Consider the following 20047-nt stretch of genomic DNA (forward strand, 5'->3'; position numbering starts at 1 on the left):
GAGTGCATACGCCGTGACTGATGTTTAACAGGGGGATTCCCTGTTCGTCACAGTGGTAGACGCGATGACTATTATGACTTCCCAAGCTGAGCTCGACGCTCCGCTCCCCAGCCCTTACTGCCCCACCCGTATTCCTGCAGAGGATGAGGCGCGGGTTGATGAAATTAAGCAGCTGCTTCATGCCCACAACGCGGTGTTAGTTGCGCATTACTATACCGATGATGCTATCCAGCAGCTGGCGGAAGAGACCGGCGGCTGTGTTGCTGACTCCCTGGAAATGGCCCGCTTTGGCGCTCGTCACGATGCGACGACATTGGTGGTTGCAGGCGTTCGCTTTATGGGAGAGACGGCAAAAATTCTCTCGCCAGAAAAGCGCGTACTAATGCCAACGCTAGAGGCCACCTGCTCGCTGGATATTGGCTGCCCCATTGATGAATTCAGCGCTTTCTGCGATGCACACCCGGATCGTACGGTGGTGGTGTACGCGAATACGTCTGCCGCTGTAAAAGCGCGGGCCGACTGGGTGGTTACGTCGTCCATTGCGGTGGAGGTGATTGAACACCTGCAGGCCAAGGGCGAGAAAATCCTTTGGGCGCCCGATAAGCACCTGGGTGGCTACATTCAGAAGAAAACCGGCGCCGATATGCTGATGTGGGACGGCGCCTGTATCGTCCATGAAGAGTTCAAAGCCAAAGGTATTGAGGATCTTAAGCGCCTCTACCCCGATGCGGCCGTGCTAGTCCATCCCGAATCGCCGGCTTCGGTCGTCAAACTGGCGGATGTAGCCGGGTCAACCTCTCAGCTGATCAAAGCCGCCCAAACGCTGCCCAATGAGCAGCTCATTGTCGCTACCGACCGGGGTATTTTCTTCAAAATGCAGCAAGCGGTGCCGGAAAAAACGCTGTTTGAGGCACCCACTGCGGGCAATGGCGCGACTTGTCGTAGCTGTGCCCACTGCCCGTGGATGGCCATGAACGCCCTGGATAACTTGGCCGGTGCGCTGCGTCATGGCAGTGGCGAAATCTTCGTAGATGAAGCGCTGCGTCAGCAGGCGTTAAAGCCGCTGGAGCGTATGCTGAACTTTAACGCCTAATGTTTAGCGCATAACGACAGCTTACATGTTACAGCCCGAATGCGTTTAGCGTTCGGGCTGTGTTGTTAGCGGCCTCAAAACTTCTCCAGCGCCGCTCGGTACTCAAGAAACGCTTCACGACGCTGCTCGATACGTGCCAGTGCCTGCTGGTCGTTCTCCTGCCGTGCGGCATCTTTGGCGATACTTAACTGACGAATGCCGCTATCAATTCTTCCTGTTAGCTGTAAGTGCTCTGCTCGCGCTAAGTGCCCCCAGCCGTTATCGCCACTACGGCCTGCCGCTTCTGCCAGTAGGCTAAACCCTTGGGGGTTTTCCGGGTGGCGTGCAGTTATCTCTCTGAGCAGGTTGTAAGCGGCGTCTGGATCTCGCTGGAGTTGAGCTTCGGCCAGCACTAATTGGGCAGGTAAGTAGTTGGGCGATAGCCGTAGCAGCCGTTGGCTGCGGGTAATGGCAGCGTCGTAGCGCTGAGCGTCAAGCGCTATGCTGGCGGCTGATGCGGGCAGCATGCTGTAATCAGGCAGCTCGCGGGCTAACTGATCGAGAGTATTGAGGGCGCTATCCGTCTGTCCATTATGCGCCGCGATGAGTGCCCCTAGATAGCGCTGTGCCGGTTCTTCGGCGTCCTCCTGGGCAAGGCGGGAGGCGGCCTGTTGGGGCGTGTTGTGGTAAATGCTTAGCAGTGCCCGGGCGCGCATCATGTCGTACAGCGTGTTGCTGGTGTAAGTGTCGGCAACGCGGAGCTGTGATGCGCGGACCTGGGCGTCGCTTAAACGGCTATCGGAGACCGGGTGGCTCAACAGAAACTCGGGAGGCGTGCCTCCTTGCAAGCGCGCCATGCGCTGCATGGCGCCAAACATACGCACCATCGCCTCGGGGTCGTAGCCTGCATTGGCCATGGCTTGAAGGCCAATCCGGTCGGCTTCCTGCTCAAAGCGGCGGGAGTAGCTAAGCTGGTCTTGAATCAATGCTGCTTGAGAACCCATAGCGGCGGCAAGGCCTGCATCGCCACCGCCGCTTGCGGCTATTAACATACCGGCAAGCATAGCAGCCATAGCGGGCAGCTGAGTCTGCTCGGCGCGGGCGCTACCGCGGGCATAATGGCGCTGAGATAAGTGACCAAGCTCGTGGGCGAGCACTGACACGAAGGCGCCTTCATCTTCGGCAAAAGCAAACAGCCCAGAGTTAATGCCAACCACGCCGCCGGGAACCGCAAACGCGTTCAGTGAGCGGTTGTCGACCATGACGATTGTCGTTTGCAAGTTGCCGAGTTGGCTGTGGGGGGCGAGGCGGGCAATGAGGCCCTGCACGTAGTCATTAACGATAGGGTCCTGCCACTGGGGGGCCTGGGCGCGAAACTGGCGTAACCACGCCCGGCCTAAACGATACTCTTCGTTACTGACTGAGGTGGCCGCACCACCCAAGCTAGGTAGTTGGTAGTCATCAATGGCGTGCCCCGGTGGGCTAACAGCCGCCGTGCTGAGCGCCAAAAAAAGTGCTAAGGCCCAGCGTGGGTAAATCGTGCGAAGGTGCGGCATGGCATCCTCATTAGTGAAACTGGCGTCATGTATTAGGCGCAGCTAACAACCTGTGACATTGATTCAGACAGGGAAGTGCCGTTAAATCAACTCAACGGCGAGCATCACGAAAAAATAGTTTATGTAACAATGCCATATTTCGGCAGCATTTTGAGGGAGAGGTTATGGCTGGGCAAACCCCTGATTTAATACTGGATGCAAGTGGGCTGCACTGTCCGCTACCGTTATTGAAGGCAAAACAGGCGCTTTCAGGGCTTGCGCCGGGCCAGCTGTTGGAGGTGCGTGCAACCGACGCAGGCGCCTGGCGGGATATGGCATCGTTTACCGAGCAAAGCGCCCACGTGCTTGAGCAGCGTGAACAGCGAGACGATGTGTACTTTTTTTGGATACGTAAAGCAGGGAATATACACTCATGACCATGCGCACGATTCTGAAAAGTTGGGTTGAGCGTTACTTTTCAGACGAAGAGGCGTTAATTCTTCTGTTGGTTCTAGTGGCGGGTTTTGCGGCCATCATCTGGTTTGGCCGCATGCTGGCACCGTTTTTTACGGCGCTCGTGCTGGCATTTCTGCTACAAGGCGTGGTGAACGGATTAACGCGACGAAGTGTGCCGCATCTGTTATCCGTGATTATTGTGTTTTTGGGCTTTATCAGTGTGCTGCTAACGCTGGCATTTATTTTAATGCCGCTGATTTGGAACCAGCTGGTTGGGCTTGTTCAGGAAATGCCGCGTATGTTTGCCAGTGGCCAAGGGTGGCTGGATGAACTGCAGGCTCGCTATCCAAATTTAATTACCCCTGACCAAATGCAGAGCTGGATTGGCGTTGCCGGACGTGAAATCAGCCAGCTTGGGCAGCGTGCATTAACGCTCTCGTTAGCTTCGCTTGGCAACGTGATGGCACTGATTATCTATTTGGTATTGGTGCCTATCTTGGTTTTCTTCATGCTTAAGGATCGCGAAGCGTTAGTGGGTTTTACGCTTTCATTATTGCCACAAAAGCGCACGCTGCTAACACGCATTTGGCATGAGATGGATACTCAGATTGCCAACTATATCCGCGGTAAATTTATCGAAATTATCATTGTAGGCAGCGTGGCGTTTTTTACCTTCGCTTTCTTTGGCTTGCCGTATACGGCGCTGCTGGCAGTGTTAGTGGGGCTTTCGGTATTGGTTCCTTACATTGGGGCGGCGGTCGCTACGCTTCCGGTGGCAGCCGTTGCAGGCTTTCATTTTGGGATCAGCGAGCAGTTTGCTTACGTACTGGTGGCATACGGTGTGATTCAAGCGTTGGACGGTAACGTGTTGGCGCCTGTACTGTTTTCAGAAACCAACAATATCCACCCGGTTTCGATTATTGTTGCCGTGCTGTTTTTCGGTGGTATATGGGGTTTTTGGGGGATCTTTTTTGCGATACCGCTAGCCACGCTGCTCAAGGCGTTGGTGTATGCTTGGCCGAGAGGCATCAAGGAGCAGGAGGAGAACCGCTTGTTGAAACATTCGGGGCAAGTGAATCACTCGGAACAAGAGCTGCCTTGACGGACGACTGGCGCCCCTGCCCGCTAAGAGGGTGGGGCGCACATGCTCGCTAGGAAACGTCTTCTCAGTGTTCGGCGTGCAAAGCTTCAGCAGCGGCTAACACTTCATCAACATGGCCCGGCACTTTGACACCGCGCCACGCTTTGGCGAGTTTACCTTCGCTATCGATTAAGAACGTGCTGCGCTCAATGCCCAAATGCTCCTTGCCGTACATTTTCTTTAGCTTGATGACATCAAATAGCTGGCAAACCTTTTCATCTTTGTCGGAAATGAGCTCGAAGTTAAAGTCTTGCTTTGCTTTGAAGTTCTTCTGGGCACGAAGGCCGTCCCGAGAAACGCCGATAATGACTGTATTAGCCGCATCAAACTGATGTTTACGGTCGCGAAAATCACCTCCTTCCGTCGTGCAACCCGGCGTGCTGGCTTTTGGGTAGAAGTAGATGACGACTTGCTTGCCTTTAAGCGCTGAAAGCGTAATGGTGTTGTCGCCCGTGGCTGTGGCAGAAAAGTCAGCGACTGGTTGGCCAAGTTCAATTGACATACAAGCTCCTAATGTGGGGTAACGTTCAATCAGAATTACACGCAAGTGCAGCCCGCCTGTCAAAGCTGATCGCCCAAGATAGGTAAACTCACTGCGCTTTACGCTGTACAGGCTTGGGTCGCCTGAGTACCATTTGGTGTTTGTGGGCGGGGCTGTTCATGCTCCTAAACGTGTCAGTGCTACGTTTTAGCGCTATGTACGTTATCGCGTCGCATGTGGTTGGTTGATTTCAACATTTTGCAGGTGAGGAAAAACGGATGATCACAGGTAGCATTGTCGCCCTGGCGACGCCGATGAAGGTCAATGGTGACATCGACTGGGAGGCGCTTCGTCGTCTGGTGAATTTCCACCTCGACAACGGTACCGATGCCATTGTCGCAGCGGGCACCACGGGTGAACCAACTACCATGTCATTTGCTGAACATTTTGACGTGATTCGTAGCGTGGTTGAAGAGGTGAAGGGCCGAATCCCCGTCATTGCAGGCACCGGCGCCAACGCTACATCTGAAGCGGTGGAACTGGCGCGCTACGCCGGTGAAGTAGGTGCTGACTACTGCTTGTCGGTGTGCCCCTACTACAATAAGCCCACCCAGGAAGGGCTCTACCAGCACTTTAAGGCAGTGGCTGAGGGCAGTAAGCTGCCGGTAATTCTTTACAACGTGCCCAGCCGCACCTGCTCTGATCTCTACAATGAGACCGTTTTGCGCTTGGCCGAGGTAGATAATATCATCGGTCTAAAAGATGCCACCGGGAACCTTGAGCGTGCCGAAGATCTAATCAATCGCTTGAAGGGCAGTGGCTTTATGCTCTACTCAGGCGATGACGCGACGGCGTGTGACTTTATGTTGATGGGGGGGCATGGTGATATCTCCGTGACCGCCAACGTTGCCCCGCAAGCGATGCACGATTTATGTGCGGCAGCCATTGCGGGTGATGCCGATAAAGCGCACCAACTCAACACGCGCCTGATGCCGCTGCATACGAATCTAGGGATCGAGTCCAACCCGATTCCGGTAAAATGGGCGCTGCATCGTATGGGCTATATGGACGCAGGTATTCGCCTGCCGCTGACATGGCTGTCGGAGAAGTACCATGGCACCGTCAGCGAGGCGCTGCAGCTTGCAGGCGTTGTAGAGGAGTAACACGGCGCGATACCCCTTGCTACTCGGCGTTAGGCCTTGGCCCGCCGAGTATCTAATTTGTTGACTGTTAAGGTGGCTTGATGAGCCCTGTGCTGAAAAAACCTGTGCTTGAGAAACGTGTGCTTAAGTGGATACCGCTGGCACTGGCAACGGCGGTTGCGCTTGCTGGCTGCGCGCGCGATGGTTATTACCACGATCGTAATCTGGATTACACCGAAGCTGCCCCTGCACCGCCTTTAGTGCTGCCTGAAACTCGCAATACCCAGCGTTACCGTGATGTCATGCCGGTGCCACAAGTAGCGACTCAGGGTACACGGGTTGAGAGCGCAGCAGACATCGCGCCGCCGCAGTCGTTGACGGTGGGTAGCGGTTTAGAACCCGACTACGTGGAGCGCCGCCAGGTAGGTAACCAGTCGTGGCTAGTTGTCGCCGCTGAAACCGGCGCCGTGTGGCCGCAGTTAGAGGCTTTCGCCCTTAGCCGCCAGCTAGGTGTGCAGCAGAGCAATGCCAACCAGGGCATTATTGAAACCTCCCAGGCGACGCTACGTTTGCAAAGCGCGTTACGTGCTGGCAGCAGTGAAGTCCGCTGCGAGCAAGGCGGACAAACGCAGGCCAACTGTCTTGACGCGTTAGAGCAGTATCTAGGCGCGCGCAGTGCAAGCGCTAGTGCATCCTCCTCGTGGACCGCCCAGCGCTTGGCCAGTCAGCAATCGCTGCAGATACGTCAGCAGGGCGACGAGTGGCAAGTAGTGATCCCCCAGCCTGTTGACCGTGTTTGGGCCGAGCTAAATCACTATTTGGCGCTCGATTTTAGCGTTGAAGGTCAGCGTGATTTGCTCGACACCTCTGCGGAAAACTACGAGTTCTTAGTTGAATATATGACGGAAAGTGAGCGTGGTCGCAACCCGCTGCAAATCGTCTTTAGCCCAGATGTGCGCCGTATGTCTCAGGAAATTCGCCTAGCTCTGCAGCCGAATGGTGACCAAACCATACTACGAGCGATCAACGCCAGCGAGCGTCGCTTGAGTGCCGATGATCAGCGCGAGTTGCTTGAGCGTGTCTCCGGCTATTTACGTTAATTTTTAATGTTGCACCTTTTTCGGAGTCCCCATGGAAAAGCGCCAAGAACTCTATGCCGGTAAGGCAAAATCTGTTTATACCACTGACGACCCTGACGTACTGGTACTTCACTTTCGTGATGATACCAGCGCTTTTGACGGCAAAAAGAAAGAGGCGTTAGCCCGAAAGGGGATGGTGAACAACATCTTCAATGCGTTCATTATGCAGCGCTTGGAAGAGGGAGGAATCCCTACGCATTTTGAAAAGCAGCTTTCTAACAACGAAAGCTTAGTTAAAAAAATGCAGATGATCCCGGTTGAATGTGTTGTACGTAATATCGCTGCTGGCAGCCTAGTTAAGCGTTTAGGCGTCGAAGAGGGCGCTGCCCTGACCCCGCCGACCTTTGAACTGTTTTTGAAAAACGATGAGAAGGGCGACCCGATGATCAATGAGTCGCTGGCGGAAACCTTTGGCTGGGCGACCCCCGAGCAGCTGGCAAAAATGAAATCGCTGACCTTTAAAGTGAACCACATCCTCAAACAGCTGTTTGCTGAGGGCGATATGCTGCTGGTGGATTACAAGCTTGAGTTTGGTGTGTTCAAGGGTGAAGTGGTGTTGGGTGACGAGTTCTCCCCGGATGGCTGCCGTTTGTGGGATGCCAATACCCGCGAGAAGCTGGATAAAGACCGCTTCCGCCAGGGGTTGGGGGGAGTTATTGAAGCCTACGAAGAAGTGGGTCGTCGCTTGGGGATTACCTTTCCCGCATAGCGATAGCTAACCTAAAGTGGGTCGATTGCCACCACCTCTAAGGTGGTGGCATTGTTTTTAGCACCTGGTTTTATAATAGCGCGGAACTTTACATCGACATCCCGCAGCCGCACGCCGTAAGTACGCTCGCTGGCGCCATTGCGCTGGTAGGCAGGGCGTGGGTCTTGCCCCAGCACCTGCTCGATGAGTGCGCGGAGTGATGTGCCGTCGGCCCGAGCGGCGAGGCTTATCTGAGCGTCTTGGCTGAAGCGGATGGAAAGCCGGTCGGGGGCATGCGGCGCAAAGCCTGCCCTTGCATCGGGTTTTGCCTCAGCCCAAGGCAAGTAGGGTTTAATATCGACCACAGGAGTGCCGCTGACTAAATCGCAGCCTACAAGCTGCAAGCGCACCCCGTCAGATGTGTCGATTTTACCTAGTTCGATCAGCGACAGACCTAACCGATTCGGCCGATGGGTGCTGCGGCTGGCAAACACGCCGACTTTACGATTGCCGCCCAAGCGGGGTGGGCGCACTAATGGCGTCCAACGTGTCGGGCTTTGGTGGAAAATAAACGATACCCATAGGTGGCTAAAGTCTTCTAAGCCGCGCACGGTGAGGGGGTCGTTGTAAGGTGGCATCAATACGAGACTAGCATGAGCGTCGGGCGCTAGCCCTGGCTGGCGGGGCACACCGAATTTATCGGGGTAGTCACTTTCGATATAGCCAATGGGCGTGATCGAAAAGTGTTCGCCGTGCGGGCCGTCATCCATCATGATTGCCTCTTGTAAGAGTAGATTGAGAAGTAGTGGGCGTAGTATAAAGCAGCTCCATGGCCTAAGCCTGCTTGAATGATGCATCGAACGATAGCCCAACAGCTCAGAGGTGACGCATGACGAAAATTGAAGAGTCTAAAGCGCCTGCCTCGAAGACGCGTGTCGTATATCGCGCGGGTCTAGCGCGAGACGCTGCCGATCAAGCCGAGGTGTTTTATCACGCAGTGATGCAGGGGGCCGCCACGCATTATGACTTGAGCGAGCGCCGTGCCTGGGCGAATGCGCTGCCACGGGAAGCGAGTGCGTGGGCTGCTCGCCAGGCGCTTTATACCACCTTGGTGGCAACCTGCGACGGACGCTGTGTGGGCTTTTTAGAGCTGGATTTAACCACCGGGCGTATCGAGACGCTGTACGTTTGGCCTTCGCTAAGCGGGCGGGGGATTGGCACCACGCTGCTGATTCACGCCGAGCGCCTCCTGTTGGAACAGGGCCAATCCTATGTGGAAATTGAAGCCAGCCTGGTGCTCTATGAGCGGTTGCTTCGCCGAGGGTTTGTCGACCACGGCGAGCAGTGGGTAGAGCGTAGCGGTGAGCGTCTAAAACGTTACCGCATGACAAAGCCGTTAAACGCGGTGGAAACCTGAGCGGGTTAGACGTTAAAGGTTTGGGTAATTCGCATAGAGAGGTCGATGGACTGCACGTCTTTGGTCAGGGCGCCGCTGGAAATGCAGTTTACGCCTGTGTCAGCAATGGCTTTTAACGTCGTCGCATCCACATTGCCAGACGCTTCCAGCGTTGCACGACCGCCGTTAATTTCCACTGCAACATGCAAATCTTCCAAGGCAAAGTTGTCGAGCATAATAATGTCGGCACCAGCGGCCAATGCTTGATCAAGCTCTTCAAAGGTTTCCACTTCTACCTCAACGGGAATATCGCTTGCCAGCTTGCGGGCCTGTGCAACGGCAGCTTGGATACCCCCGCAAGCCGCTATGTGATTCTCTTTGATTAAAAACGCATCCCATAAGCCAAGACGGTGGTTATGGCCGCCGCCACAGGTCACCGCGTACTTCTGGGCAAGTCGCATGCCGGGTAGCGTTTTACGGGTGTCGAGTAAACGAACGCCGGTGCCTTCAATTAAGTCGACGTAACGGCGTGTTGCCGTTGCCGTGGCGGAGAGCGTTTGCAGCACGTTAAGCGCAGCGCGTTCGCCGGTGAGCAGACTGCGGGCAGGGCCTTCCAGCTCTAAGAAACACTGTTCTGCAACGAGCGTGTCCCCATCTGCCGCTTGCCAGCGCAGGGTGACGCGGCTATCCAGGCGACGAAATATCTCATCCACCCAGGCAACGCCGCACAGCACCGCCTTCTCTCGGGATATCACTTTAGCGGTGGCCCACTGATTCTCAGGAATCAACTGCGCGGTAATATCGCCTGGGCCAACGTCTTCGGCTAACAGCTGCGCGGCGCTGGAACGGATCTCTTCGGCAAGTGCGTTTTGATAATGCATGGGGGTCTCTGGGCGTCATCAAGTGTGAACCGCATTATAGTGAAAGTCAGCGTCAACGTAGAGGAGCGTGTGCTCGTGATGAATAATGAAACCACCGGCAGCTGGGAAACGGCGAGACAGGTGGCATCGCCAAACTATGATCGTCGACCAACCAACGAGGTGTCGCTGCTGTTGATTCATGCGATTAGCCTTCCGCCAGGCCAGTTTAACGGTGGTGCGATTGAAGCCCTGTTCACCAATCAATTAGTTCCGGGCGAGCACCCTTTTTTTTCGGAGGTTGCTCACCTGCGCGTTTCCGCGCACGTCTTAATTCGTCGCGATGGGCATTGTGTACAGTTTGTTGATACGGATCATCGCGCTTGGCATGCTGGGCGTTCACGCTGGTGGGATAGGCGCCAACACGCATGGCGAACGGCATTAAATGATTTTTCAGTGGGCATAGAGCTGGAAGGTGATGACATAACGCCTTTCACACAAGCGCAGTATCAATCGCTGGTGGCCGCGTCACATTGGCTGATGTCGCGCTACCCATTACTAGATAGGTCGCGCATTACCAGTCATGCGCATGTAGCGCCGCTTCGAAAAACGGACCCCGGGCCAACGTTTGATTGGGCTTATTTTTACCAGCAGCTAGGGCCAAAGAGCGTGCTGTAATGTTGATTTATAAATGGGCTTAGGAAGGTTGGAAAATTAATTAAGTACTTCACCTGCAAGTAAAACAAACGGTAGTTTGGCTACATTTTTGCGCGCCAGTCAGCTGCGACTAAAGCATAGAATTTTTCTTATGTTGCGGTGCAGTAGTTTGTTTTCGATAGACTTTTCCCGCGTGTTGGAATTGGCAGAGTGACGACTTTGCGGTATCTTCGCATATACAAAAGGCTAACTTTTACGACATTTTTGTAGCTTTACTACATTTAAAAGCGTGTAGCTCATTGAATGTAGAACGAAAACCCCTGCACGGCGCACATGCGCCGGCTGTTTATTGGCTTGTGGTGGCTAAACACCGCAGCCGCCCCAGGCCCCATGGGTTAGCGGGGCTCATTGTCATTTATCGTCATTCGGAGAGACCTCTATGAGTCTGGAGACAAGAGAAGATCTCGATACGGTCGAAACCACGGAGTGGCTGGACTCCCTGGAATCGGTACTGGATCGTGAGGGCGAAGATCGTGCCCGTTACCTGATGACCCGCCTGGCGGATCGCCTGCGCCGGGACGGGATGAAGGTACCCTTCTCGGTGACAACCCCGCACCGTAATACGATTCCGGTTCACCGCGAAGCGCCGATGCCCGGCGATCTGTTCATGGAGCGTCGCATTCGCTCCTTGATCCGCTACAACGCCATTGCCCAGGTGATTCGCAACAACCGCGCTAACCCAGGCTTGGGCGGGCACATTGCCAGCTTTATGTCGTCGGCCACGCTGTACGACGTGGGCTTTAACCACTTCTTCCGCGCCCCCAAAGGCGATTTTGAAGGCGATCTGATTTACATTCAGGGCCACGTGGCGCCGGGCATTTACGCCCGTTCCTACCTGGAAGGCCGCCTGTCGGAAGAGCAGATGGACCGCTTCCGCCGCGAAGTCGATGGCGATGGTCTCTCGTCCTACCCGCACCCGTGGCTGATGCCGGACTACTGGCAGTTCCCCACCGTCTCCATGGGCCTTGGCCCCATCCAGGCGATCTACCAAGCCCACGTGATGAAGTACCTGCATCACCGTGAGCTAAAAGACATGCACGACCGCAAGATCTGGTGCTTTATGGGCGACGGCGAGTGTGACGAGCCGGAATCCCTGGGCGCCATCTCGCTGGCCGGCCGTGAGAACCTCGACAACCTGATCTTTGTCATCAACTGCAACCTGCAGCGCCTGGACGGCCCGGTACGCGGCAACTCCCGCGTCATGGACGAGTTCGAAGGCGTGTTCCGCGGCGCCGGTTGGAACGTCATCAAAGTCGTCTGGGGGCGTCACTGGGATCCGCTGTTCGAGAAGGACAAGAAGGGCGTCCTGCAAAAGCGCATGGACGAAGCGGTCGACGGCGAGTACCAGAACTACAAGGCCAACGGCGGCTCCTACACCCGTGAGCACTTCTTCGGCAAGTACCCCGAAACCGAAGCAATGGTCAAAGACCTCTCCGACGAGGATATCTGGAAGCTCAACCGCGGTGGCCACGACCCGTTCAAGGTCTACGCGGCCTACCACGAAGCCGTGAACCAAACCAACGGCAAGCCCACGGTCATCCTGGCGCACACCGTCAAAGGCTACGGCATGGGCAGCGGCGACGGCGAAGCCGCCAACGAGTCCCACCAGGTCAAGAGCATGGAGTACGAAGCGCTGCGTAAATTCCGCGACCGCTTCGGTATTCCGCTCACCGACGAACAGCTCAAAGAGGTGCCCTACTACAAGCCGGAAGAGGACTCTCCCGAGCTTAAGTACATGCACCTGCAGCGCGAGCGCTTAAACGGCTACCTGCCCAGCCGGCGCAGCGACTTTGAGGCGCTGGAGATCCCCGGCCTCGAAGACAAAACCTTTGCGTCCCAGATGGGCGGCTCCAAAGGCCGTGAAGTCTCCACCACCATGGCGTTCGTGCGCGTGCTCAACGGCCTGGTGAAGGATAAGAAACTCGGTAAGCACGTCGTGCCGATTATCCCCGACGAAGCGCGCACCTTCGGCATGGAAGGCATGTTCCGCCAGCTCGGCATCTACACCTCCGAAGGGCAGAAGTACGAGCCGGTGGATAAAGGCCAGATCATGTTCTACCGCGAGGATCAGAAAGGCCAGATTCTCGAAGAAGGGATCAGTGAAGCCGGCGCCATGTCCGCGTGGATTGCCGCGGCCACTTCTTATAGCAACAACAACGTCACCCTGCTGCCGTTCTACATCTACTACTCGATGTTCGGCTTCCAGCGCATTGGTGACTTGGCCTGGGCCGCCGGCGACCTGCAAGCCCGTGGCTTTATGGTCGGCGGCACCGCCGGGCGCACCACGCTCAACGGCGAAGGCCTGCAGCACCAGGATGGCCACAGCTTGATTCAAGCCTCCACCATCCCCAACTGCCGCAGCTACGACCCGACCTACGCCCACGAAGTCGCGGTCATCCTGCAGGACGGTCTGAAGCGCATGTTCACGGATAAAGAGAACTGCTTCTACTACCTGACGGTGATGAACGAAAACTACGAGCAGCCCGCCCTCGAGACGGTGCCCGCCGACGACATCATCAAAGGCATGTACCTGCTGCGTGAAACCAAGGGCGACAAAGGCCGCGTGCAGCTGATGGGCTCCGGCACCATCCTGCGCGAAGTCGAAGCCGCCGCCGAGCTGCTTGAGAAAGACTGGGGCATTGGCGCCGACATCTGGAGCGTCACCAGCTTTAACGAGCTGCGCCGCGAAGCGCTGCTGCTGGAGCGTGAAGGCTTCCTGAACCCTGACGCCGAGGCCACCAAGCCCCACGTCACGAAGTGCCTGGAAGGCCGCGACGGCCCGGTGATTGCCTCCACCGACTACATGAAGCTGTATGCGGATCAAGTCCGCGCCTGGGTGCCCTCTGAGTACACCGTACTGGGCACGGACGGCTTTGGGCGCTCCGACACCCGTGAGAAGCTGCGCTACTTCTTCGAAGTCGACCGCTACTTCGTCACCGTCGCCGCGCTGCGTGCGCTGGCCGACCGGGGCGAGATTGATCGTAAGCACGTCGGCGAGGCGCTGAAGAAGTACGGCATCGACGCCAACAAGCCCAACCCGCTGACCAGCTAAACCGCTGCCCGGCGGGCAGGTGCCCGCCGGCTCGATCCGATTTGGAAGGAGCGCGACCTTGAGTAGCGAAATTATCAAAGTTCCCGACATCGGTGGCGATACCGATGTCGAAATCATCGAGATTGCGGTGTCAGAAGGCGACGTCATTGAAGCGGAAGACACCCTAATCACCCTAGAATCCGACAAAGCCAGCATGGACGTGCCCGCCCCGAAAGGCGGCAAGGTGCTCAAAGTGCTGGTCAAAGAAGGCGACACCGTCTCCGAAGGCGACGACATCGTCGAGCTGGACGTTGAAAGCGGCAGCGATGCCGGTAACGACGACGCGCCAGCCAAAGAAGATACGCCGAAAGAAGCCTCTAACGAGACACCGCAAGCACCAGCGCCTGCACCCGAGGCCAAAAAAGCCAGCGGCGGCAAGCAGACGGTCGATATTAAAGTGCCGGACCTGGGCGGTTCCGACAGCGTGGAAATCATCGAAGTCGCCGTGGGCGAAGGCGATGAGGTTAACGCCGAAGACACCCTGATCACCCTGGAGTCCGACAAAGCCTCCATGGACGTGCCGAGTCCGTACAGCGGCAAGATCGTCAGCTTCACCGCCAAAGAGGGCGACACGGTCTCAGAAGGCGACGTGATCGGCCAGATGGAGATCGCGGGCGACGGTGGTGACGAAGACGAGGCGCCCGCTCAAGCAGCCGAATCCGCCGCCAGCAGTGCGCCGGAAGAAGCGGTTGAGGAAGAGAGTGCCGAAGAGGAGAGCGGTAGCGGCGAGCCGGAGCGTAAAGAGATTCGCGTGCCGGACCTATCCGGCTCTTCTGACGTGCCGATCATTGAAATCGGTGTGGCTGCCGGTGATGAGATTAACGAAGAAGACCCGCTGATCACCTTAGAATCCGACAAAGCCTCCATGGACGTGCCAAGCCCTTATAAAGGAAAGCTCCTAGAGCTGACCGTGAAAGAGGGCGACACCGTTTCTGAAGGCGACGTGATCGGTTATATCGAAGTCGCCGGTACCAAAAAGGCGGCGCCGAAAAAAGCAGCGCCTGAAAAGGCACCGCAAAGTAGCGCTAGCCCATCGAGTGCCAAGCCGGCTCAATCGCCAGCAGGCACGCCAAGCCCCGAAGCGCAAATGGCATCCCATAAGCCGCGCGATGGTAAGCTGGTGCACGCAGGCCCAGCGGTACGCATGCTGGCCCGTGAGTTGGGTGTGGATATTGGCCTCGTGAAGCCCAGCGGCCCGAAAGACCGCGTGCTGAAAGAGGACGTGCAGGCCTACGTGAAGCAGGCAATTGCTAACCAAGGCAAAGCATCAGCGGCAGCTCCAGCGGCGACGGGCGGTGCGGGTATTCCGCCGATTCCAGAGGTCGACTTCAGCCAGTTTGGTGAGGTGGAAGAGAAGCCGATGGGTCGTCTGCTCAAAATGGGCGCGACCAATCTGCATCGTAGCTGGCTCAACGTACCCCACGTGACCCAGTTCGACGAAGCCGATATCACCGAGCTTGAGAACTTCCGCAAAGCCATGAAGGCCGAGGCCGAAGCTCAGGGCGCGAAACTTACGCCGCTGCCGTTTATGGTCAAAGCGTGTGCCTTTGCGCTGCGTAAATTCCCCCAGTTCAACGTCAGCCTGAAAGGCGATGGCGATACGCTGGTATGGAAAAACTACGTGCACATCGGTATCGCGGTGGATACGCCGGATGGCCTGATGGTGCCGGTAGTGCGCAACGCCGATCAGAAATCCTTGATTGAGATTGCCAAGGAGATGGCGGAGTTAGGCAAGAAAGCGCAAACTAAGAAACTTAAGCGTGACGAAATGACCGGTGGCTGCTTCACCATTTCGAGCCTTGGCTCGATTGGTGGTACCGCATTTACGCCGATCGTTAATGCACCGGAAGTGGCGATCTTGGGCGTGTCGAAAGCGCAGATGAAGCCGGTGTGGGATGGCAGTGCCTTCCAACCGCGTTTGATGATGCCGCTGTCGCTCTCCTATGATCACCGCGCGATTAACGGCGCCGATGCAGCACGCTTTACCGCCTTCCTGGCGGATGTGTTGACCGACATTCGGCGGCTCTTGCTGTAAACCGTTATAAAGTAGAACGACACACGGCGCCCATTGGGGCGCCGTGTGTGTTTGTAGCCTATTAGCGCCTAAAAACAGGGGTGACCAAAGTACAAGAAACGGCCACTTTACTGTTTTAACTTAAAAAAGTAATAAAAAAAGCGCCTTTCAGGCTTTTGGAGAGTTGTGTCGTCTTTACGGCACGGTTATTGTCGACTCATTATTTTATTCTATTGCGATCATTCAAGGAGCAGTGCCATGCGTTTAATCCTGTTGGGTGCCCCAGGGGCGGGCAAGGGAACTCAAGCTCAGTTTATTTGTGAGCAGTATAAGATTCCCCAAATTTCCACCGGGGATATGCTGCGCACGGCAATCAAAGATGGGACTGAGCTGGGCCTAAAAGTAAAAGAGATTATGAATAGCGGTGGCCTTGTTTCCGATGACATCATTATTGACTTGGTGAAAGAGCGCATCAGCCAGCCAGATTGCGCCAATGGTTTTCTATTCGATGGTTTCCCCCGCACGATCCCTCAAGCGGATGCCATGAAAGAGGGCGGCGTGAAGCTCGACCATGTGCTGGAAATAGCCGTTCCTGACGAAGAAATCGTTAACCGTTTAGCGGGACGCCGCGTGCACCCGGCGTCAGGACGCGTGTATCACGTTGAACACAATCCGCCTAAAGAGCCGGGTAAAGATGACGTGACCGGTGAAGCGCTGATTCAGCGTGAAGACGATCAAGAGTCTACCGTGCGTAATCGTTTGTCGGTGTATCACGACCAGACCGCCCCGTTAGTTGATTACTATCAGCAGTGGGCCAAAGAAGATCCGCAAACCGCTCCCCAGTACCATCGCGTTGAGGGAATCGGCAGCGTGGCTGATATCACTCGTCAGGTAAAAGAAGCACTCAATTAAGCGATATGTGCCCTGTATTAACGACGATGGCCCGCTCTGTGCGGGCCATCGTCGTTAAGGCTCTGCAGCGGTATAATGCCTCTCTATTTCTACTGAGTATGAAACTGCTATGCCATCACTCCTACTCGCGCTGGATGCCTCTTCCAGCGCCTGTTCAGCCGCGCTAATACGCCAAGAGGGAGCAGAGCGTGAATGTATTGCGCGTTTTGAGTTAACCCCGCGCGCCCACACGCGTCGACTGATGCCCATGGTGGATGACGTGTTGGCAGAGGCGCAAGTCTCTCCCCAGCAGCTAGACGCGGTGGCGTTTGGGCGTGGCCCCGGCTCGTTTACGGGCCTGCGCATCGCAGCAGGTACGGCCCAGGGCTTAGCATTTGGGTTGGATCGTCCCTTGCTGGGCATTTCCACGTTGGAAGCACTCGCGCTTCAGGCTCATCGCCGCTACCATTTTCGCCATGTCGTCACCGCGCTGGATGCGCGTATGGGGGAAATCTACGTGGCGATTTGGCACTGTTTAAACGATAGCGTTAGCCGCCAAAGCGATGAGGCCGTGTTGGCACCGGAAAGGTTGCACCTGCCCTCAGATGAAACCGACTGGGTGGGCGTTGGTTCAGGGTTTAGCTTATGGGAGCAGTTTACTGCCGACGTGCAAGCCAACATGACTCAGTACCTTAGTGATCTTGAACCGAGGGCCGAAGAGATGGCGTGGCTTGGCTTGCGTGATTTAGAGGCTGGTTTGGGACAGGTGGCCCATGAAGCCCAGCCGGTGTACCTGCGTAATGATGTGGCGTGGAAAAAGCCCGCATGAGTGACAGCTCGTGGCGCGTACGGCCTGAAACCTTAGTGCTACCTTCAGGGCTTACCTTGGCCCAGTATGAAGGCCAGCTAGCCCTTGCCGGGAACGAGCAGCAGTATGGCAAACCGCTAAGCGTTGATTTTGTCGCGGGAAAGGCGGCTCACCGACGCCAGTTTGGGGGCGGCCGGGGGCAGCTGGTAGCGAAAGCCTGTGGCTTAGCCAAAGGAGCAACGCCAAGCATTGTGGATGCTACCGCAGGGCTAGGACGCGATGCGTTTGTGCTGGCAAGCTTAGGTGCAAAGGTGCTGTTAATAGAGCGCGTAGCGGCGATTGCGGCGCTGCTAAACGATGGCCTTGCTAGAGCGGCGCAAGCGGAAGAGACCGCCGCGATTGCGGCACGTATGCAGCTGCGCCATGGTGATGCCGCCAATGCCCTGGCTGAGCTGGTAGCCGATGCGCAGTTTGACCCTCAGGTTATTCATCTTGACCCGATGTTTCCCCATCGCGAAAAGTCTGCGCTAGTGAAAAAAGAGATGCGCCTGTTTCGAGAGCTGGCCGGCGACGATAATGACGCTCCTAGGCTGCTGGAGGCAGCGCTGGATGTGGCAACGCATCGGGTTGTGGTTAAGCGGCCTCGTAAGGCGCCGCCCATTACCGGGCCTGCCCCACAGCATACCCTTGAGGGAAAAACGAGCCGCTACGATCTTTACGTGCATCGTTCGCTAACCCGTTAACGTTTCTCAACCTAAAAAGGAGCCTGTATGCAGCATGCGTGGCGAGAAGGGAATCGCGTTACTCTGCTGCCAGAGGCGTCGCGCTTTCTGCCAGCCATGTTTGAGGCGGTCAGCCAAGCCAGGTACTACGTGCTGGTCGAGCTGTATCTCATGGAGTCGGGCAAACTTGCAGACCAGGTGTGCGATGTACTGATTGGTGCTGCTCAGCGCGGGGTAAACGTTTATCTATTGCTGGATGGCTATGGCGCGATGGGCCTGGGCCGCGCTGAGCGAACCCGGCTGCAGCAGGCAGGCATCCAGTTACGCCTTTTCAATCCGATTGGCTTTCATTCGCTGGCCCGTAATTTAAGCCGTGATCATCGCAAAATTGTTGTCATCGATGGCAAGGTTGCCTTTACCGGTGGCTTTGGAGCGGTAGATGAGTTCTTGGATGCGTGGTACGAAATTGCGGTACGAACGGAAGGCCCGGTCGTGGCGGATTGGGAAACGTTATTCCGTCGGCTGTGGCGCTCAAGGTTAACCCGTGCGGAGAAAGGCAATTTAACGCAAACAGGGCTTGCTACGCAGCGGCCGCCTGAACGCTATCCCGATGGTGTGCTGGGTCGGGTGGTATCCGCTAAAGGGTATCGTTACCAGGCTATTCGTCACTCACTGTATGGGCGTGTCAGTCAGGCTAATGAACGCCTGTGGCTCTGCACCCCCTATTTTGTGCCTACCTTTTCGCTGCGCCGCAGGCTAGCCAAGGCCGCCCGTCGGGGAATCGATGTTCGGCTGCTGTTACCCGGCAGCGAGCACGACCACCCAGGTGTGCGCTACGCCGGTCAGCGTTACTATCAGGCGCTTCTTAAGGCGGGGGTGCGGATTTTTGAATTTCAACCTACGTTTATCCATGCCAAATTCGTGCTGATTGATAACTGGGTCAGCATCGGATCATGCAATTTTGACCACTGGAATTTGCACTGGAATCTTGAGGCGAACCAAGAGTTGGAAGCCGTAGCCGTGGCCGACGATGTCTGCGCACTGTTCGAGCGTAACTTTGCCGTCAGCCAGGAGGTGGATGCCGCTGCCTGGGCCGCGCGCCCTTGGGGGCAGCGCGCTAGAGAATGGATTTATGGTTTAATGAACGCGATGGTTACCCGTCTTAAATAGCTGACTTTCAGACGCTTACCTGCGTTTTTTGCCTTTCGCCGGCGTCTTCTTGCGCGGTTTAGGCTTGGCCGTTTCCGGTGGCACGCGGTAGTGCAAGTAGAGGTCAAGCACTAGCTCAGGCAGCTGAGCAACCAAGCTCTCCTGGTTAGCTTGATCCTGGGCCATTTCCGCCATGTCCGGCTCGTCTTCGAATAGCCCGGATAGCAGCATGAAGGGTAGCAGCAGGGTGGCCGCCGCCTCTTCGTCATCTTGGAACCAAGTGCTCTCATCGCTGAAAACGCCTTCCATAAAGCCCGCGCACCAATCGCCAATCGGCGTTTCTTCAGCGGGTAGGCCATCCAAGGTGAGCTCAAAGGGCAGCTCGGGTAAACCGCCTTGTTCCAGCACTGCCATGGCGTTATTGCGCAGCAGTGTTAGTAAGTGGACGATATCGTTACGTTCGGCCTCGTCGCGATAATTAGGTTCGCCCTGAAACAGCTCTTCGAGCCACTGTGCGGTAGGCTGCTCGCTAGGCGCGACTGCCAGCGCGACTAAAAAGCCGTGCGCAGAAATGAGGTCGAGTGCATCTTCCCCCACCTGCTCGGAATCTAAAAAGTCATCCAGCCTATCCAGCTGCTCATCTTCAAGTAGCGGTTGAGGTGGGACGTTTTCGGACGAATTTTCTGCTGGCACGTTATTGCGCTCTGCCATGGGGAGCCTCGTTTTATAAAGTCGTCTTTGTGAAACG

At 56.2% G+C, this 20047-nt stretch carries 19 protein-coding genes; 14 read left to right on the plus strand and 5 right to left on the minus strand.

Going from position 1 to position 20047, the window contains the following annotated elements; translation table 11 throughout:
* Positions 1-64: 64 nt before the first annotated feature.
* Positions 65-1093, plus strand: coding sequence for a quinolinate synthase NadA (nadA, locus tag LG301_RS02590; RefSeq protein WP_404473161.1), 1029 nt, complete (start codon positions 65-67; stop codon positions 1091-1093).
* Positions 1094-1167: 74 nt separating this feature from the next.
* On the opposite strand, the gene LG301_RS02595 is transcribed toward nadA, so the two are convergent.
* Positions 1168-2628, minus strand: coding sequence for a M48 family metalloprotease (locus tag LG301_RS02595; RefSeq protein WP_404473163.1), 1461 nt, complete (start codon positions 2626-2628; stop codon positions 1168-1170).
* A 164-nt stretch (positions 2629-2792) separates the two neighbouring features.
* Between LG301_RS02595 and LG301_RS02600 the strand changes: the two genes are divergently transcribed.
* On the plus strand, positions 2793-3044 hold the full coding sequence (locus tag LG301_RS02600; protein WP_404473165.1) for a sulfurtransferase TusA family protein: 252 nt from the start codon (positions 2793-2795) through the stop codon (positions 3042-3044).
* A complete protein-coding gene (locus LG301_RS02605) occupies positions 3041-4165 on the plus strand; it encodes an AI-2E family transporter (protein ID WP_404473167.1) in 1125 nt (374 codons plus the stop codon). The genes LG301_RS02600 and LG301_RS02605 overlap by 4 nt, the downstream gene beginning before the upstream one ends.
* Positions 4166-4229: 64 nt before the next feature.
* On the opposite strand, the gene LG301_RS02610 is transcribed toward LG301_RS02605, so the two are convergent.
* Positions 4230-4706: a peroxiredoxin gene (locus LG301_RS02610; protein ID WP_404473169.1), complete on the minus strand. Its 477-nt coding sequence runs from the start codon at positions 4704-4706 to the stop codon at positions 4230-4232.
* 257 nt (positions 4707-4963) lie between these two features.
* Between LG301_RS02610 and dapA the strand changes: the two genes are divergently transcribed.
* The 3 genes from dapA (at position 4964) to purC (ending at position 7675) form a co-directional block, all read left to right on the plus strand.
* The gene (gene dapA, locus LG301_RS02615; RefSeq protein ID WP_404473171.1) at positions 4964-5848 is read left to right on the plus strand and encodes a 4-hydroxy-tetrahydrodipicolinate synthase; all 885 of its coding nucleotides are present in this window, start codon (positions 4964-4966) and stop codon (positions 5846-5848) included.
* Between the two features lie 80 nt (positions 5849-5928).
* The gene (gene bamC, locus LG301_RS02620; RefSeq protein WP_404473173.1) at positions 5929-6927 is read left to right on the plus strand and encodes an outer membrane protein assembly factor BamC; all 999 of its coding nucleotides are present in this window, start codon (positions 5929-5931) and stop codon (positions 6925-6927) included.
* Positions 6928-6958: 31 nt separating this feature from the next.
* Entirely contained in the window at positions 6959-7675 is a 717-nt protein-coding gene (purC, locus tag LG301_RS02625; RefSeq protein ID WP_404473175.1) for a phosphoribosylaminoimidazolesuccinocarboxamide synthase, read from the plus strand.
* Positions 7676-7686: 11 nt separating this feature from the next.
* Here the strand turns inward: purC and tsaA are convergent, their stop codons facing one another.
* Complete coding sequence (gene tsaA, locus LG301_RS02630) at positions 7687-8424, minus strand: tRNA (N6-threonylcarbamoyladenosine(37)-N6)-methyltransferase TrmO (RefSeq protein ID WP_404475147.1); 738 nt, start codon at positions 8422-8424, stop codon at positions 7687-7689.
* A gap of 119 nt (positions 8425-8543) precedes the next feature.
* On the opposite strand from tsaA, the gene LG301_RS02635 reads away from it, so the two are divergent.
* Entirely contained in the window at positions 8544-9071 is a 528-nt protein-coding gene (locus tag LG301_RS02635) for a GNAT family N-acetyltransferase (RefSeq protein WP_404473177.1), read from the plus strand.
* Between the two features lie 5 nt (positions 9072-9076).
* Here the strand turns inward: LG301_RS02635 and nadC are convergent, their stop codons facing one another.
* Positions 9077-9931, minus strand: coding sequence for a carboxylating nicotinate-nucleotide diphosphorylase (gene nadC / locus LG301_RS02640; protein WP_404473179.1), 855 nt, complete (start codon positions 9929-9931; stop codon positions 9077-9079).
* Positions 9932-10009: 78 nt separating this feature from the next.
* On the opposite strand from nadC, the gene ampD reads away from it, so the two are divergent.
* The 7 genes from ampD (at position 10010) to LG301_RS02675 (ending at position 19320) form a co-directional block, all read left to right on the plus strand.
* Positions 10010-10585 carry a 1,6-anhydro-N-acetylmuramyl-L-alanine amidase AmpD gene (gene ampD, locus LG301_RS02645; RefSeq protein WP_404475149.1) on the plus strand — a complete coding sequence of 192 codons (576 nt, stop codon included), beginning with the start codon at positions 10010-10012 and terminating at the stop codon, positions 10583-10585.
* A 418-nt stretch (positions 10586-11003) separates the two neighbouring features.
* Positions 11004-13676 carry a pyruvate dehydrogenase (acetyl-transferring), homodimeric type gene (gene aceE / locus LG301_RS02650; RefSeq protein ID WP_404472006.1) on the plus strand — a complete coding sequence of 891 codons (2673 nt, stop codon included), beginning with the start codon at positions 11004-11006 and terminating at the stop codon, positions 13674-13676.
* 58 nt (positions 13677-13734) lie between these two features.
* Positions 13735-15750 (plus strand): pyruvate dehydrogenase complex dihydrolipoyllysine-residue acetyltransferase, encoded by a 2016-nt coding sequence (aceF, locus tag LG301_RS02655; RefSeq protein ID WP_404473181.1) that lies wholly within the window; start codon positions 13735-13737, stop codon positions 15748-15750.
* Positions 15751-15987: 237 nt separating this feature from the next.
* On the plus strand, positions 15988-16641 hold the full coding sequence (gene adk / locus LG301_RS02660) for an adenylate kinase (protein WP_263066112.1): 654 nt from the start codon (positions 15988-15990) through the stop codon (positions 16639-16641).
* Between the two features lie 109 nt (positions 16642-16750).
* Positions 16751-17449, plus strand: a complete 699-nt coding sequence (tsaB, locus tag LG301_RS02665) for a tRNA (adenosine(37)-N6)-threonylcarbamoyltransferase complex dimerization subunit type 1 TsaB (protein ID WP_404473183.1) — start codon at positions 16751-16753, stop codon at positions 17447-17449.
* On the plus strand, positions 17446-18171 hold the full coding sequence (locus LG301_RS02670; protein ID WP_404473185.1) for a class I SAM-dependent methyltransferase: 726 nt from the start codon (positions 17446-17448) through the stop codon (positions 18169-18171). Before tsaB ends, LG301_RS02670 begins: the two co-directional genes overlap by 4 nt.
* A 27-nt stretch (positions 18172-18198) precedes the next feature.
* Positions 18199-19320 (plus strand): phosphatidylserine/phosphatidylglycerophosphate/cardiolipin synthase family protein, encoded by a 1122-nt coding sequence (locus LG301_RS02675; protein WP_404473187.1) that lies wholly within the window; start codon positions 18199-18201, stop codon positions 19318-19320.
* Positions 19321-19335: 15 nt separating this feature from the next.
* Here LG301_RS02675 and LG301_RS02680 read toward each other — a convergent pair whose 3' ends face one another.
* Positions 19336-20010 (minus strand): YecA family protein, encoded by a 675-nt coding sequence (locus LG301_RS02680; RefSeq protein WP_404473189.1) that lies wholly within the window; start codon positions 20008-20010, stop codon positions 19336-19338.
* Positions 20011-20047: the final 37 nt, after the last annotated feature.

This window comes from Vreelandella venusta (assembly GCF_044809155.1).
Classification (GTDB): domain Bacteria; phylum Pseudomonadota; class Gammaproteobacteria; order Pseudomonadales; family Halomonadaceae; genus Vreelandella; species Vreelandella venusta_B.

Bases quoted from the DNA above. Each gene is read 5' to 3' on its own strand.
- dapA (WP_404473171.1), top strand. From the start codon at position 4,964: ATGATCACAGGTAGCATTGTCGCCCTGGCGACGCCGATGAAGGTCAAT.
- LG301_RS02635 (WP_404473177.1), top strand. From the start codon at position 8,544: ATGACGAAAATTGAAGAGTCTAAAGCGCCTGCCTCGAAGACGCGTGTC.
- LG301_RS02600 (WP_404473165.1), top strand. From the start codon at position 2,793: ATGGCTGGGCAAACCCCTGATTTAATACTGGATGCAAGTGGGCTGCAC.
- LG301_RS02680 (WP_404473189.1), bottom strand. From the start codon at position 20,010: ATGGCAGAGCGCAATAACGTGCCAGCAGAAAATTCGTCCGAAAACGTC.
- aceE (WP_404472006.1), top strand. From the start codon at position 11,004: ATGAGTCTGGAGACAAGAGAAGATCTCGATACGGTCGAAACCACGGAG.
- tsaB (WP_404473183.1), top strand. From the start codon at position 16,751: ATGCCATCACTCCTACTCGCGCTGGATGCCTCTTCCAGCGCCTGTTCA.
- LG301_RS02605 (WP_404473167.1), top strand. From the start codon at position 3,041: ATGACCATGCGCACGATTCTGAAAAGTTGGGTTGAGCGTTACTTTTCA.
- ampD (WP_404475149.1), top strand. From the start codon at position 10,010: ATGAATAATGAAACCACCGGCAGCTGGGAAACGGCGAGACAGGTGGCA.
- LG301_RS02610 (WP_404473169.1), bottom strand. From the start codon at position 4,706: ATGTCAATTGAACTTGGCCAACCAGTCGCTGACTTTTCTGCCACAGCC.
- nadC (WP_404473179.1), bottom strand. From the start codon at position 9,931: ATGCATTATCAAAACGCACTTGCCGAAGAGATCCGTTCCAGCGCCGCG.
- LG301_RS02670 (WP_404473185.1), top strand. From the start codon at position 17,446: ATGAGTGACAGCTCGTGGCGCGTACGGCCTGAAACCTTAGTGCTACCT.
- purC (WP_404473175.1), top strand. From the start codon at position 6,959: ATGGAAAAGCGCCAAGAACTCTATGCCGGTAAGGCAAAATCTGTTTAT.
- LG301_RS02675 (WP_404473187.1), top strand. From the start codon at position 18,199: ATGCAGCATGCGTGGCGAGAAGGGAATCGCGTTACTCTGCTGCCAGAG.
- adk (WP_263066112.1), top strand. From the start codon at position 15,988: ATGCGTTTAATCCTGTTGGGTGCCCCAGGGGCGGGCAAGGGAACTCAA.
- nadA (WP_404473161.1), top strand. From the start codon at position 65: ATGACTATTATGACTTCCCAAGCTGAGCTCGACGCTCCGCTCCCCAGC.
- tsaA (WP_404475147.1), bottom strand. From the start codon at position 8,424: ATGGATGACGGCCCGCACGGCGAACACTTTTCGATCACGCCCATTGGC.
- LG301_RS02595 (WP_404473163.1), bottom strand. From the start codon at position 2,628: ATGCCGCACCTTCGCACGATTTACCCACGCTGGGCCTTAGCACTTTTT.
- bamC (WP_404473173.1), top strand. From the start codon at position 5,929: ATGAGCCCTGTGCTGAAAAAACCTGTGCTTGAGAAACGTGTGCTTAAG.